Annotated in this window: 11 protein-coding genes; 1 reads left to right on the top strand and 10 read right to left on the bottom strand. The window is 43.8% G+C overall.

What is annotated here, in order from left to right; translation table 11 throughout:
- Nucleotides 1–4: 4 nt before the first annotated feature.
- Nucleotides 5–676: an ABC transporter ATP-binding protein gene (locus tag I2D69_RS12790; RefSeq protein WP_148461915.1), complete on the bottom strand. Its 672-nt coding sequence runs from the start codon at nucleotides 674–676 to the stop codon at nucleotides 5–7.
- Nucleotides 673–2,202: an efflux RND transporter periplasmic adaptor subunit gene (locus I2D69_RS12785; protein WP_173715893.1), complete on the bottom strand. Its 1,530-nt coding sequence runs from the start codon at nucleotides 2,200–2,202 to the stop codon at nucleotides 673–675. Before I2D69_RS12785 ends, I2D69_RS12790 begins: the two co-directional genes overlap by 4 nt.
- 282 nt (nucleotides 2,203–2,484) lie before the next feature.
- Between I2D69_RS12785 and I2D69_RS12780 the strand changes: the two genes are divergently transcribed.
- Nucleotides 2,485–3,615: a hypothetical protein gene (locus I2D69_RS12780; protein WP_195379994.1), complete on the top strand. Its 1,131-nt coding sequence runs from the start codon at nucleotides 2,485–2,487 to the stop codon at nucleotides 3,613–3,615.
- A gap of 276 nt (nucleotides 3,616–3,891) precedes the next feature.
- On the opposite strand, the gene aspS is transcribed toward I2D69_RS12780, so the two are convergent.
- The 8 genes from aspS to recJ form a co-directional block, all read right to left on the bottom strand.
- Entirely contained in the window at nucleotides 3,892–5,697 is a 1,806-nt protein-coding gene (gene aspS / locus I2D69_RS12775; protein WP_148461918.1) for an aspartate--tRNA ligase, read from the bottom strand.
- Between the two features lie 135 nt (nucleotides 5,698–5,832).
- Nucleotides 5,833–7,083 (bottom strand): histidine--tRNA ligase, encoded by a 1,251-nt coding sequence (gene hisS / locus I2D69_RS12770; RefSeq protein ID WP_195379993.1) that lies wholly within the window; start codon nucleotides 7,081–7,083, stop codon nucleotides 5,833–5,835.
- A 9-nt stretch (nucleotides 7,084–7,092) separates the two neighbouring features.
- Entirely contained in the window at nucleotides 7,093–7,668 is a 576-nt protein-coding gene (locus I2D69_RS12765; RefSeq protein WP_118579396.1) for an HD domain-containing phosphohydrolase, read from the bottom strand.
- Between the two features lie 16 nt (nucleotides 7,669–7,684).
- Nucleotides 7,685–9,193: a coproporphyrinogen dehydrogenase HemZ gene (hemZ, locus tag I2D69_RS12760; protein WP_347708396.1), complete on the bottom strand. Its 1,509-nt coding sequence runs from the start codon at nucleotides 9,191–9,193 to the stop codon at nucleotides 7,685–7,687.
- The gene (locus tag I2D69_RS12755) at nucleotides 9,186–9,815 is read right to left on the bottom strand and encodes an MBL fold metallo-hydrolase (protein WP_173715887.1); all 630 of its coding nucleotides are present in this window, start codon (nucleotides 9,813–9,815) and stop codon (nucleotides 9,186–9,188) included. Before I2D69_RS12755 ends, hemZ begins: the two co-directional genes overlap by 8 nt.
- Nucleotides 9,816–9,948: 133 nt before the next feature.
- Nucleotides 9,949–12,228 (bottom strand): bifunctional (p)ppGpp synthetase/guanosine-3',5'-bis(diphosphate) 3'-pyrophosphohydrolase, encoded by a 2,280-nt coding sequence (locus I2D69_RS12750; protein ID WP_334285875.1) that lies wholly within the window; start codon nucleotides 12,226–12,228, stop codon nucleotides 9,949–9,951.
- A 141-nt stretch (nucleotides 12,229–12,369) separates the two neighbouring features.
- On the bottom strand, nucleotides 12,370–12,894 hold the full coding sequence (locus I2D69_RS12745; RefSeq protein WP_118579390.1) for an adenine phosphoribosyltransferase: 525 nt from the start codon (nucleotides 12,892–12,894) through the stop codon (nucleotides 12,370–12,372).
- Nucleotides 12,895–13,098: 204 nt separating this feature from the next.
- The gene (gene recJ, locus I2D69_RS12740) at nucleotides 13,099–14,811 is read right to left on the bottom strand and encodes a single-stranded-DNA-specific exonuclease RecJ (RefSeq protein ID WP_195379991.1); all 1,713 of its coding nucleotides are present in this window, start codon (nucleotides 14,809–14,811) and stop codon (nucleotides 13,099–13,101) included.
- Nucleotides 14,812–15,029: the final 218 nt, after the last annotated feature.

Raw genomic sequence — 15,029 nt, 5'->3', positions numbered from 1 at the left:
AGGATCACCTCTTTTCTTGAAGCTCACCGTCACGGATCATAACTACCCGCTTGGCATGTGCTGCAATATCCGGATCATGAGTGATCATAAGAACAGAAACACCTTCATCATTCAGCTTCTGGAAAAGCTCCATAACCTGTCTGCCAGACTTACTGTCCAGTGCACCGGTAGGCTCATCAGCCAGAAGAAGTCTTGGATTATTTACAATGGCACGGGCGATGGCAACTCGCTGCATCTGTCCACCTGAGAGCTGATTGGGTCTGAAATCCACACGGTCTGCAAGCCCCACCCTGTCAAGTGCTGCAAAAGCGCGCTCGCGTCGCTCCTTCTTCGGCACATGAGCATAGTTCAGCGGCATTTCCACATTGGAAATAGCAGACTGCCTCGGAAGAAGATGAAAACTCTGAAATACAAATCCAATCTTGTTCAGACGGATATCTGACATCTCATTCTCAGAACATTTGCTGATGTCCTGCCCATCCAGGAAAAAAGTTCCCTTGGTTGCCTGATCCAGACAACCGATTATATTCATCAATGTAGATTTACCAGAACCGGAAGGTCCCATAATGGCTACATATTCGCCCTCTTCCATGGAAAAGTTTACGTCCTTCAATACGGGGACAATCATTTTTCCCTGCTGGTAATCTTTATAAATCCCCTTCAGTTCAAGTATCATCCTGCGGCCTCCGTATCATCAGAACCATACTGTCCAGGCTCATCAATGCTCTCATCAGTAAAATCTTCGTAATCGTCCCCTTCTGAATCATCCTCTATAAAATCTTCATCTGAGAAATCTTCTGAAAAGTCTGTATAATCACCATCAATGGCTGCATCCATGCTCTCATCAGAAACACCTGTCTCAAAGTCCGCACTGGAATAGTCTCCATCCATAGGCTCCATGGTATCCCCGTCTGAGTACTCACTGCCATCCAGATTACTTTCCATATCAACAGCCTCCAGATCCTCATCTGTCATCTCAGATACGTCCTTTGTCCGCATTCCCTCTGCCAGGCTGTCTGACGGGAACGCAATACTGTCATCCTCAGTAAGACCATCTGCGATCTCATATTCTGAAAGATCATCATCATGCTGCCCAAGAACAACAGAGCGCTTCTCCAGCCTTCCCTTGGAATCTACAGCCCACACATATGGGTTTTCTGTATCTGCATCCACAATATAATAATCTCCCAGCCAGATACCTTTCTTCTGCTCTTCCTGTCCCTCATCCATTTCTATGTATACATGCTGTCCTAACATAAGTCCCTCTGATGAATCCAGAGTTACATAGAAAGGATAGCTACTGGAACTTGTAGTATCATCGCCGCTGGACATTCCAAAATAGGAATTACTGCTACTGCTGTTCGTAGAATTCTGCTCGTCCACAGCCCCCATAGTTCCATGCCAGATCTGATTCTCATCAACTCTGGAACGCACAATAACTGCAGAGCCTGGAACAACCGTATTACGATTCTGCTCATTTACCTGACCCTTAATACGGTAAGCACCTGTACTGAGAATGGTGATAAAAGAATTATCAGAAGATTCACTTCCGTAATCAGCTCCCATGCTGTCATCCAGAGTATCTCCATCATCGCTTCCCAGCTTACTGGTATCAATTTTCTGGATGACTCCGTCGATTTCGCTTCGTACTTCTGTATTGGTGGTAGCTGCCTGCAGCTTATCAATCTCTGCCTGCTTGCTCACCTGGTCATATTCGTTCTTCTTCAGATTCATCTTATTCGTCTCAATCTCAATGGTATAAGAAAGCTGGCTGTTCTTATTGGCTTTCTTTTTCTCTTTCTCAAGAGTGGAAATCTGTTCATTAAGGCTGAGCGCTTCATTCTTCAACCGGTCAAGAGCCAGCTGCGCTTCCTTCAGGCTGTCCTGGATACTGCTCAGGTCGTATTCAAAAAGCAGCTGTCCCTTCTTTACCTCATCTCCAACCTTCACCTTTACTTCGGTAACAGTCCGATTGTTCTCAATATTTACCTTTACCGTCTCCTGAGGTTCTACCACGCCTGCGAACCGGTTCAGCACTCCGGAATCTTCTCCAAGAAGAGTGCTGATCTTAGTCACATATGCAACTTCACCAGAAGCCGCTGCAGAATCCCCATAATTTTCTTTATAGTAATACCAGCCACCGGCACCAGCTGCTCCAGCAAGAATGATCAGCCCTCCGATGACAAAACCTTTTTTCTTCATGGTTACCTCCTATACGATAACTCAATGGTTTTTCAATATCTTTTGCAATTATAACAGATATATCTCCACATCTGTCATCTGCATTTACCCTGTTTATAATAACAGATTCAGCCTCAAAAGAAAAGCATTCTAAGCTGATAATGCATTTTTCACAATTTATTCACTCTTTTTTTAGAAATATCGTCTAAATTTTAGGCATTTTTGACTTTTATGAAAAAAAATGGTATAATAAAAAAGTTTTATAAACATTTTACGTAATAATTTGAAAGGAAAGAACTCTGTATGAAGTCAGTCAGATTTCTGCTTCCTCTTCTTTTGCTTCTCTGCACTTTTTCACTGTGCGGCTGTACCAGCAAGGAGGAGAAAAAAATCGAGGACGCAGTAAAACAGGAACTGGATCAGCTAAAGGATCTGGATTCCATTACCACACAGAAATACATCTCCTACCAGGAGCTTTTCCCCGGTGAACCCGAAGATATCACTATTTCTTCTGATATTGAAGAAGTCTTTTCTCTCTTTTTCCAGGATTTTGATTATAAAATTCTGGATGTTAACGTAGACAAGGACAAACAATCCGCACAGGCGAATCTCAGGCTGGTCACTCTGGATGCCCATGCGCTTGCTGAAGATTTTTCCAAGGCGCAGCTGAAGCATGAAATTTCCCAGTCCGCTTCCTCTGAAGAAGCCACGGAACAGACCATTTCCCTTGAAGAGCGCTACACGCTTCTGAATGAACTGCTTAAGAGTAATGACTACCAGACTGTGGAGCGTAACTGCACCATCTCCTTAGACGCCTCAGATAAAGACGGCGAAACCAGTTGGGAGATCCGGCGCACCAATACACTGGAAAATGACCTTGTCGGCGGTCTTATGAACGATCTCACAGACCCGGATATTTTATCACCGGAAGACACAATCTTAGTTTATCTGAATACCCTGAAAAATATGTCTGCAGAGGAACTGGGCAATTATTTAAATGCAGATTCCATTATCAGCACAGAAGATCCTGCAAAGATCAGTCTGGCAGAAGCACTGGTAAAACAGGTTCACTCCACCTTTGATTATTCTATTGGGGAAACCACTGTTTCCGGCTATACAGCCACAGTTACAGCCAATATTACCACCTTTGACAGCGATGCTATTCTGGAAAATTATCAGAAGGAGCTGGATACCTATCTTGCCTCTGTGGATGCTGTTATCGACGGTGCTCAAAAACGATATGAAAAGTCCTACAGTCTGCTTCTTGAATATATTGAAGAAAATACAGCTACTAAAACAGTGGAAACGACTTTCACACTGATCAACGACGGTGCTTCCTGGAAACTGGAAGACGCAGGAACGGTGTTTGGACAGGCATTGTTTGGAACTTTAAGTTCCAGCCCGGTAGAAGACAAGCAGGAAACCAACGGATGATATAGTTAAAATTTACGCCTCTGCAAACTTGTGCGGGGGCGTTTTTATGTTATTGTTTACTGGTAACGTTCCGCGTGGTGTTTTTTGTGAACAAAGTTCACAGAAAACCCGAGAATTAAGTTTGCGCAGCAAGCGCTACTTCTTATGCTTGTCACAAGAAGGTTCGTCTTTCTGTGCATCGCGACCAAAAGAAAAATCCCACCCATTTTTCAGGCAGGATTTTTCAGTCAGCTTATTCTAAATCATACTAAGTTATTTCTTGTTGTATTCCTTTTCTTATTCCTCAGTCTCCGGAGCAGCTTCTTTCTCAACTTCAAGTCCCAGCTCGTCCAGCTGTGCTTCGCTTACGCGCTGCGGTGCCTGAGTCATCAGACAAGATGCATCTTTTACCTTCGGGAATGCAATTACGTCACGAATGCTGTCAACCTTGGCAATGAGCATAACCAGACGGTCAAGACCGTAAGCTAGTCCGGCGTGAGGCGGAACTCCGTATTTGAATGCATCCAGAAGGAATCCGAACTGCTCATGGGCAGCTTCCGGGGTAAATCCAAGCTCTTTAAACATTCTCTCCTGAATATCATCCTGATGGATACGAACACTGCCGCCGCCGATCTCGTTACCATTCAGTACAATATCGTAAGCCTTCGCACGAACAGCGCCCGGATCTGTGTCGAGAAGCGGGATATCCTCATCCATCGGCATTGTAAATGGATGGTGCATAGCTGTGAAACGGTTTTCTTCCTCGCTCCACTCAAGAAGCGGGAACTCCGTTACCCATACGAAGCGGTATTCGTTCTTGTCAAGAAGATCCATCTGTTTTGCAAGCTCCAGACGAAGTGCGCCAAGAACATCATAAACCAGTTTCTTCTTATCCGCTGCAAACAGAAGCAGGTCACCTGCTTTACCGTCCATAGCAGCTACAAGAGCATCCATCTCCTCATCTGTCATAAACTTGGCAAAGGAAGACTTTCTGGTGCCATCTTCTGCGATTGCAATGTATGCAAGACCTTTTGCACCATATCCCTTGGCAAACTCTACTAACTTATCAATTTTCTTACGAGGCATGCTGCCCTGGCCTTCTGCGTTGATACCACGAACGCTTCCACCAGCTTCAAGAGCACCTGTAAATACGGAGAATCCACAGTTCTTCACAATATCGCTTACATCATGAAGCTCCATGCCAAATCTCATATCCGGTTTATCAGAACCGAAACGATCCATTGCTTCCTGCCATGTGATTCTCTCGATTGGAAGTTTCACATCGATACCAAGAACCTCTTTGAACAGGTAGGAAAGATATCTCTCATTTACATCGATTACATCATCTACATCTACGAAAGAAAGCTCCATATCGATCTGTGTGAACTCCGGCTGACGGTCAGCACGAAGATCCTCGTCACGGAAGCATCTTGCAATCTGGATGTATCTGTCATATCCGGAACACATCAGAAGCTGTTTGTACAGCTGCGGTGACTGCGGCAGACCATAGAAGCAGCCAGGATGTACACGGGATGGCACCAGATAATCTCTTGCACCTTCAGGAGTACTCTTTCCAAGCATAGGAGTCTCAATCTCCAGGAATCCCTCGTTTGTAAAGAAGGATCTTGTCAGCTGCATTACACGGCTCTTCAGGATCAGGTTTCTCTGGAGATCCGGACGTCTTAAGTCAAGGTAACGGTATTTCAGACGTACATCCTCTTTTGTTTTGCTGTTCTCCTCAACCGGGAATGGCGGAACTTCTGCCTCGGAAAGAACACGGAGAGATTTTGCTCTCACTTCGATCTCACCTGTTGCAAGATTCTCATTTACTGCACCACCACGTTTCTCAACGGTTCCGGTAACTGCGATCACAAACTCACTTCTCAGCTTGCCGGCTTTGGCAAAGCCTTCCTCATCAATGGAACCATTTTCAAAGATCAGCTGCATAATACCACTGCGGTCACGTAAATCTACGAAAATGATTCCTCCTTTATCTCTTGCTTTCTGAACCCATCCCATAAGTGTTACTTCGCTGCCTACCATCTGTGTGGTCACTTCTGCACATCGACAGGTTCTGTGCAGTCCCTGCATACTCTCAGCCATTTTAAGGCGCCTCCTTATTCTATGGGGTTTCCCCCAGCTTTCTCTGATTATAAACCATTCAGCTGTATTGCTTTAAATGATCCATAAAATATCATTGACGGCTGTTTTTCAAAAACAACACGTTAAATCTCTTTATCAGCGTTTAAAGAATTCCACAAATTCCGTATAGCCTTCAGCTGTCATCTGGTCTTTTTGGAATTTCTTATTCTTCTTCATAATAGAGATATTGACTTGAACCCCGGTCTTTCTCTCTTCTTCTGCCTGACGGAAAATCTCAATCAGCTTGTCTGACGGCATATTTTTCTCAATAAGATATGCCTTCTTAGTCTTTGCTGTAGGAATCTGATATCCTCTTTCAAGAAGGAGCATAACAATACGCTCAAATCCAATAGAGAATCCGCATGCACTTGTATTGTTTCCTGTAAATTTACCAATCATCTCATCATAACGTCCGCCGCCGCCAACGCTGCCGCCAAACTCATCCATGGAAATTTCGAAGATCGGACCGGTGTAATAAGACATGCCGCGAACCAGTGTAGGATCAAATGCCATCTTAAAGTCAGCAGTCTTCACAGCTTCCACAGTGGAAATGATCGTCTCAAGATCTGTTGCGATCTGTTCGTCCAGAACATCTGCCAGCTTCTCCTTGCAATATCTTACGCCCTGGATATCTGAGCTGATTTCTTTAAACATCGCAAGATAAGTATCAATGCTTTCTTTTGCAAAGCCTTCCTCTTCCAGTTCTTTCGCTACGCCCTCAAGACCAATCTTATCCATTTTGTCAAGAATGATAAATACAGTATCAAAGCTTTCCTTCGGAAATCCGCTATACTCAGCCATAGCCTTCAGAATACGGCGGTCATTGATACGGATAGTGAAATTATGGAAGTCAAGCTTGCCAAGAAGTGTAGTAGTCGCAAGTACCAGCTCGATTTCTGCCATATAAGTAGGCTCACCTAAAATGTCAATGTCACACTGCATAAACTGACGGAAACGTCCTCTCTGCGGACGATCAGCTCTCCATACATATCCCATCTGAAGTGCCTTAAATGGTCCAGGCAGTTCATTAGAGTTATTTGAATAATATCTGGAAAGAGGTACTGTCAGATCATAGCGAAGACCTGAATCCACAAGATCAGCTTCTTCTTTTGCCTGGTCAAGTTTCAGCTTCTCACCTCTTTTTAAGATTTTGAAAATCAGCTTCTCGTTATCACCGCCCTGTTTGCTGCACAGGTTCTCAATGTGCTCCACTCCCGGAGTCTCAATTGAAGTAAATCCAAAGGAACCATATGTCTCACGGATCAGTCCTGTAACGTAGTTACGGACTTCCATCTCCTTTGGTAAAATATCTTTCATGCCGGTAACCGGCTTCTTCTTTAATGCCATGTGTCCTCCTTATTTACCAGCCTGGCTGGCGTGTACTACTCTTTGAAATGCAAGAAATACTTCCAGATCAAAGTTTTTTATTTCATCTATCATCAATTCCATCACAGTATGCTTATCAAAAGCCTTGCGGTAAGACCGCTCCTGACTCAATGCACAGAATACATCGCATACACGAAGAATCCGGGCACCAATGGGAATCTCCTTCCCTGCCAGATTGGACGGATAACCGCTTCCATCGTAATTTTCATGATGATAAAGAATACTCTCAAGAACAAAATCCGAATAGCCCTGGTCTTTCAGTTCCTCATAGCCAAGTGTAGAATGCATGCGGACATATTTCAATTCCTCAATTACCATGGGATTACTTTCCTGCCCGTTGATATAGCTTCTCAGTTTCAGCTTTCCTATGTCGTGAAGCATTCCTGCAATTGCAAGATCGTAACACTGCTCATGAGGAAGTCCAAGCTCCTTACTTAACGCGTACGCCAGATTACTCACTGCGATTCCATGCCTTAACTCTGCTGATAAATCAAATTCCAGAACTCTGTCGGATGTTTCTGACTGTTCACTGGAAAGCTTTTCCAAGAATTTTCCCTCCCTCCTACAACCAGGTTCCAATTCCTGTTCGCTTTCTTTCAATCATCTCATCAATACGGGCAATATAGCTTGTGACATCTTTCACATTCTCCACCCGCTCAATACGTTTGCCATGGTCAAAGACCAGTTTGGAAGAACCGCCTGCTCCAAGAGCAATGATCGGTTGTTTTTCTTCCATAATCAGTATATTGTAAATCCCGGCTTTGTCAACCTTTGCATAGCCTACATTTTCAAAATTTCCTTTCATATTCTTCTGACGGTACAGATAGTAAGGTCCCATTTCCATGGAATATGCAGTCTGCTGTGTCAGATCCATGATCTCCTGGTTATTTTCAAATGTCATCTCCTGATATTTGTCCTTAAACATATTCAGGCGTGCTGCACGCTTCACAGCCAGAGAATGTACGGTAAGGCTGTCCGGGGAAAGCTCTTTTACTTTCTCCAATGTGTATTTCACCTTGGAAATATCCTCTCCAGGCAGTCCTACAATGAGATCCATGTTAATATTGTTATAATTCAGTTCTCTGGCAAGATGGAAAGTTTCTATGGTCTGTGCCACAGTATGACGTCTTCCAATGATTTCCAGAGTATCCTGATTCATGGTCTGGGGATTAACAGAAATTCTGGTCACAGGAAATTCTTTAATTGTCTCAAGCTTCTCCCTTGTAATACTGTCTGGTCTGCCAGCTTCAATGGTAAATTCTACAAGTCCATCAAAGCCAAAGGACTCTCCCAGCTGTTCAAGAAGCCTTTTCAGCTGATACGGCTCTAACGTGGTAGGTGTGCCTCCGCCGATATAAATCGTATCCAGCTTGTAGTTCTTCATCATCCTGGCCGTTTCGCGAATTTCCAGACATAAAGCATCCAGATATTCATCTACTCTTTTTGCCCAGAGCTTCAAAGGGTAGGAGCTGAAGGAACAATACAAACAGATACTTGGACAAAAGGGAATACCTACATATAAGCTGTAACCATGCTCATAATCAATATCCTGAAGAAGTGCCCGCTCCCTGTTTGCTATGGTGATGGCAAGAGCAGTTTTCTTTGCGCTTACCAGGTAACGCTCCCGCATTTCCTGTGCAATCTCGGTATTTTTCATACCACTCTCGATCATCCCCATGGCAAGCTTGGCCGGACGGATTCCCGTAAGATTCCCCCATGGAAGGGTTCTGCCGGTAAGCTTCACCAGAACATTGTACAGTGCATATTTCAGACTGTCCTTGTTGGCTTTACGAAGCTCATGGGCATCCATGAGTTTCTCATGAGTTTCCTGGCTGAAATCCCCGTCTGCCCCCCGGATCACCTCTGCACTGGCAACACCTTTTTGATCCTTCGTCTCATATTTTATAACAAAATTGTCATTATCTTTTTTCACAGTAAAGAAGATATCGTATACCTCTTCGTCTTTTTCGTAGAGGCTGTGGGTATCTCCTTCCGGATAAAATGCTTTTATTAATTCATATATATCATGCTCGAAATCCCTGTCAAGCAGCAGGATTCCTATTTTACACAAATGGATTGTACCTCTTTTCGTAACCGATAGTTGTAGATGTATCATGCCCCGGATAAACATTTGTTTCATCTGGAAGGGCATTTAACAGCTTATGAAGGCTCTCCCGGATTTCACGGGAACTGCCGCCTGGAAAATCCGTTCTTCCAACAGAACCGCAGAATAATGTATCCCCGCTGAACAGAACCCTTTCGTCTTTCAGATAGTAGCAACAGCTTCCTTTCGTGTGTCCTGGAGTGTGGAGCATCTGAATAGAAAATCCAGCAGCTTCAAATACTTGCAGGTCCTCCAGAAAAACATCAGGACGCACAGAACATGGTTTATGCATCCGGTCAGTCATATTCACAGAAGGCTCCCGAAGCATTTCTTCTTCCTGGCGGCAGGCATAAACCGGAATCTGATACTCAGCTTTCACAGCCTGTACTGCCATAATGTGGTCAAAATGGCCATGAGTCAGAAGGATTCCTACCGGCTTTGCACCCATATCTTCCACCTTCTGAAAAATTCTGTTCGGTGAATCTGCCGGATCAACGATCAGCGCTTCACCGGTTTCTTTATTTTTTAAAAAGTAGCAATTGGTATATACAGGGCCAAGAACCATCTGCTGTAATTCAAGTTTTCCCATAGATTATCCTTTCATGGCAGCTGATATGCCATTTATGTTATTATTCCGTTATTGTCCGTGTCCTGACCGGTAACATACCATCCAATGCTCAACGTACTGTATATCTCCAGCCAGTTCACATTTCCATTGTTTCTCAGCCTGTAGTTCTTTCTACATCCAAAACACTTTCCAGCTGACGTATCTTCTCGATAAGGGAATTCAGTTCATCCTTACAGCTGACGTTAAAGCTTACAGAAATAGTGGCCTTCTCCTGCTTGTTTGTTCGGCAGTTAATATTTCGGATGTCAATCTTACGCTCTGTAAAGATCTTGGAAATATCAACCAGAAGACCGGTACGATTATTAGCATATACATTGATCTCAGCCATGTAATGCTCATCCGGCTTGATCTCCGGATCCTGCCACTCTGCTTCCAGAAGACGTCTTCTGTCCATTTCAGACATATTCATCACATTTACACAGTCAGTTCGATGAATGGTAACACCACGGCCTCTTGTAACATATCCAACAATCTCATCACCGGGAATCGGATTACAGCATTTGGAGAAGCGTACTGCAACGTCATGAATGCCCCGTACTACAATGCCGCTCTTGCTCTTGATATGATGCTTCTTATCCTGATTCTCTGCGGCTGCTGCCTCCAGAACTTCTTCATCTGTGAGATTCTTTTTATTCTCTTTATCATAAGCTTCTACAAGCTTATTAAATACCTGTCCCTCTTTCAGTCCGCCATGTCCGATGGCGGCAAGTACAGAATCCCAGTCACGGAAACCATATTTACGAAGGACTGCGTCCAGATACTGAGTCTTGGTGTAATTAGCGAATTTAAAGCCCTTGCTCTTGGCATATTGGGCAAGCATTTCCTTGCCCTTCAGAATATTATCTTCCTTCAGTTCTTTCTTGAACCACTGATTGATTTTATTTCTGGCCTGTGTGCTCTTGACCACCTTCAGCCAGTCACGGCTTGGTCCCTGAGAATTCTGGGAAGTAATGATTTCAATACGGTCACCATTCTGGATCCGGTATTCAATGGGCACCAGTTTGCCATTTACCCTGGCACCTACCATTTTGTTTCCTACAGCACTGTGCACGCTGTATGCAAAATCAATGGGGGTGGAGCCGTTAGGAAGGGTTTTCACATCTCCCTGTGGAGTAAAGCAGTATACACTGTCTGCAAACAGATCCAGATCATTTTTCAGAAGACTCATGAACTCTTTATTATCGGACATGTCTCTCTGCCATTCCAGGATCTGGCGCAGCCAGTTCAGCTTCTCCTCCTCACGATTGCCTGAGGAAGCCTTACCGTCAGAAGCCTCTTTATACTTCCAATGTGCAGCAATACCGTACTCGGCAGTCTTATGCATCTCAAAGGTTCTGATCTGAATTTCAAAAGGCTGTCCATTCGGTCCGATCAGCGTGGTATGCAAAGACTGGTACATATTTGGTTTGGGCATTGCAATATAGTCCTTGAAACGTCCTGGAATTGGCTTATACATCTCATGGATCACACCAAGTGCCGCATAACAGTCCTTCACTGTATCTACCAGGATACGCACTGCAAACAGATCGTAAATCTGATCAATCGTCTTATTCTGATTTACCATCTTTTTATAGATACTGAAAAAGTGTTTTACACGACCGTCAACCTGTGCTTTAATTCCAGCTTCTACCATATGCTGATGCACAGTTTTGACAATATTCCCTACAAATTCCTCGCGGACGCTTTTACGAAGTGCTACTTTCTCAACCAGATCATAATAAACATCCGGCTTCAGATATTTCAGCGAAAGGTCATCCAGCTCTACTTTGATCTTGGAAATACCAAGACGCTGTGCAATAGGCGCATAGATGTCCATCGTCTCTCTTGCCTTCTCCTTCTGTTTCTCCGGAGTCATGTACTGAAGAGTACGCATATTATGAAGACGGTCTGCAAGCTTGATCAGAATAACACGGATATCCTTTGCCATGGCAAGGAACATCTTGCGAAGACTCTCTGCCTGCAGCTCTACTTTATCCTTGGAATAGGATAGCTGACCGATCTTAGTTACCCCATCTACCAGAAGCGCAACCTCAGGTCCAAATTCTCTGGTGATCTCATCGCAGGTCATCCAGGTATCTTCAACAGCATCGTGAAGAAGGCCTGCTACAATGGTTTCCTTATCCAGTTCCAGATCCGCCAGAATAATGGCAACACATAAAGGATGAATAATGTAGGGTTCCCCGGACTTTCTCTTCTGATCCTTGTGGGCTTCCCTTGCAGTCTCGTATGCCTTCTGGATCATGGTTATGTCCGTAGAAGGATGATATTTCTTTATGCTGGCAATCAGCTCATTATATAATACTTCAGGGCTTGTAAAGTCGTGCATGGATTTTACAGCTGCATCTGCTTTCTTCACAGACTCCAACTTCTCCATATCCTCTTTTGATACTTCAGGCTCCTTGCCCTGCTCGTTAACAATATCAGCCATATTTCACACCTGCCTGTTTAAATACTATCTGCGTCAGCATCCGCCCACCTGTTTCCCCGGGGGAATCTGGCGAAACAGACACATCCTTTATTTACCTTCATAACGGATTACAGAAGCAACGTCATATTTCTCCAGTTTCTTACGCCCCTCAAGACCTGCAAGTTCCATCAGAAATACGATCTTCACTACCACTCCACCAAGCTGCTCTACCAGTTTCGCTGCAGCTTCAACTGTACCGCCTGTTGCGATCAGATCATCAATGATAACTACCTTCTGTCCTGGCTTAATGGCATCCTTGTGAATCTCAATCTCAGCTTTGCCATATTCCAGATCATAGCTTGCAGAAACGGTCTCACATGGGAGTTTTCCTTTCTTACGTACTGGTACAAAAGACTTATGAAGATTATAAGCAATTGGCATTCCAAAAATGAATCCACGGGATTCTGTTCCCACTATTACATCCACATCCACATCCTTCAGACAATCCTGCATGGAATCAATTGCAAGCTTCAGTCCGTCTGCGTCCTGAAGGATACTGGTAACATCTCTGAAAATAATGCCTGGTTCTGGAAAATCAGGTATACTTCTTATATATTCTTCTATTTTTTTCATAATAGCCTCCTCAGATTAATGGATGTTGTGGGGAAAGCCTCAGCCACCCCAGAGCGTGTTTAAAAAAAGAAAGCCTTTTTCACACATGCTCTAGCATCATAAATATTTTTTAGTATAACACTTTTTAAATCGGGAATCAACGCAAAACCGACAGGCTCACTGGAAATACTGCATTTTTCGTGGTTTTACATGATTATCCCCTTTTTAGCAATAATTTTGTATGACAATTTGCAAAGAGTCTCTTCCCATATAGGAGTTGATCTTCGGATAATAGGTTACAGAAATAGTTCCATGAGACCTTGCAAACTCTGCAAACTCCTTTGCCTCGCCCCAGTAAACCCCATCCATCACCGTGCCGGATTCGTCCATCAGCTGCAATTTCACTGTATTCTGAGTCTTTCCATATATTCCGGTTTTTAAAACGCGGAGATTTTTCTGGGCAAAAACAGGCTTCGCATTTCCTTTTCCAAAGGGTTCCAGAACAGAGAGCTGACGGATCAGATTCTCGTTTATGTAAGAAATGGGCATTGGTACATCGATCACGATTTTGGGGATCATATCTTCCTCTGTCAAGGTGCAGTTTTCATTGAGCTGACGGCGAAATGCTTCCACATTTGCTTCTTCTATAGAAAGACCTGCTGCCATAGGATGGCCACCATACTGGAGCAACAGACTGTCACATTTTACAAGCTCCTCATACATGGAATAATTTTCTGTAGATCTGCCGCTGCCTTTCACCGATTTTTCCCCTCTTGTAAGAACAAAAGCAGGCTTGTGATATTTTTCACGGATTCTTCCTGCTATGATTCCTGCAAGACTCTCATGACAATCCGGCAAAAATACAACCATTACTCTGTCATTTTTCAGATTACTGCCATTAATCAGCTTGTAAGCAGCTTCTGTGCCCTGTTCCGTCAGTGCCTTACGGCTGTCATTCAATGCTTTCAGATCGTTTGCAAGCTTTGCAGCCTCTTCTTCATCTTCACACTGCAAAAGAGACAGGGAGCGCATGGCTGTATCCAGTCTTCCGCTGGCATTAATGCACGGACCAAGGCGGAAACCAATATCGTAGGAACTGATTTTCTGATTTTCCAGGCCAATTGCTCTTATCAAAGCTTTCAATCCCTTATTTTTTGTATGAGGCAGACGTAAAAGTCCCTCTTTTACAAGAATACGGTTTTCTCCCTGAAGATCCATAATATCTCCAACTGTGGCAATAGCCGCTGGTTCCAGATAATCTTCTTTCTCACTCTCTGGGATTCCGTATTTCTCATACAATGCAAAAACCAGTTTCATTGCAACCACTGCGCCACAGATATTTTTATTTGGATATATACAGTCAGGCTGTTTTGGATTGATAATTGCATCTGCCAGAGGAAGCTTGTATTTTCGCCCTTCTTCTGTATCTTCAAAAGGAACCTCGTGATGATCCGTCACTACCACTGTCATACCCATTTCTTTTGCAAATGCGATCTGATCTGCAGCCGAAATTCCATTGTCACAGGTCACGATCGTATCTACTCCATCCTCTTTTGCTTTCTCTATAAGATGATTATGAATTCCATATCCATCTGCAATGCGGTCCGGAATATAGGTATCTACATTCGCCCCCAGGCGTTTAAATCCTTTTAACAGAATATAAGTTGCAGTTACACCGTCAATATCATAATCTCCTATAATTCTCATCCTGGTTCCCAGATCTATTTTTTGCGAAATAATTTCCACAGCTTTGTCAATATCCTTCAGACTTTTCCAGGATGGAATGTCATCCAGGGTTCCGTTCAGATACTGATTAATTTCTGCATCTTCTGTAATATCCCTGTTCCGAATAATCCTGGCGATCACCGGATCTATTCCATACTTCCGGCCAATCTCCTGAAAATCAGCTCTTTTCGCCGCTAATACCCATTTTTCCATGCTCTGTCTCCTGTTGTAAATTGTATTGCTATTTAATTGGTTGGTCGTTATCCCGGACGCGATTTCACAATGTATATTCACCGCCGCGCGTCGCAACGTTCCGGCAAGCTAATGACTAACTGCGACTAAGACGCTCAGGAGAGCCTTCGCGCCTAAGTCTCCGTAAGTCATGGATCTCGCCTCCACTAAAACCGCTCCTGAAATGCGCGGCTTGCGAA

This window comes from Ruminococcus sp. D54t1_190329_F1 (assembly GCF_015551645.1).
In the GTDB taxonomy this organism is placed as follows: domain Bacteria; phylum Bacillota; class Clostridia; order Lachnospirales; family Lachnospiraceae; genus Blautia_A; species Blautia_A faecis.
This window is presented reverse-complemented; position numbering and strand designations above follow the sequence as displayed.

What these genes read in the sequence shown, in the direction of transcription:
- I2D69_RS12790 (WP_148461915.1), bottom strand. Translation starts at nt 676, where the DNA reads ATGATACTTGAACTGAAGGGGATTTATAAAGATTACCAGCAGGGAAAA.
- recJ (WP_195379991.1), bottom strand. Translation starts at nt 14,811, where the DNA reads ATGGAAAAATGGGTATTAGCGGCGAAAAGAGCTGATTTTCAGGAGATT.
- I2D69_RS12745 (WP_118579390.1), bottom strand. Translation starts at nt 12,894, where the DNA reads ATGAAAAAAATAGAAGAATATATAAGAAGTATACCTGATTTTCCAGAA.
- I2D69_RS12780 (WP_195379994.1), top strand. Translation starts at nt 2,485, where the DNA reads ATGAAGTCAGTCAGATTTCTGCTTCCTCTTCTTTTGCTTCTCTGCACT.
- I2D69_RS12755 (WP_173715887.1), bottom strand. Translation starts at nt 9,815, where the DNA reads ATGGGAAAACTTGAATTACAGCAGATGGTTCTTGGCCCTGTATATACC.
- aspS (WP_148461918.1), bottom strand. Translation starts at nt 5,697, where the DNA reads ATGGCTGAGAGTATGCAGGGACTGCACAGAACCTGTCGATGTGCAGAA.
- I2D69_RS12785 (WP_173715893.1), bottom strand. Translation starts at nt 2,202, where the DNA reads ATGAAGAAAAAAGGTTTTGTCATCGGAGGGCTGATCATTCTTGCTGGA.
- hisS (WP_195379993.1), bottom strand. Translation starts at nt 7,083, where the DNA reads ATGGCATTAAAGAAGAAGCCGGTTACCGGCATGAAAGATATTTTACCA.
- I2D69_RS12750 (WP_334285875.1), bottom strand. Translation starts at nt 12,228, where the DNA reads ATGGAGAAGTTGGAGTCTGTGAAGAAAGCAGATGCAGCTGTAAAATCC.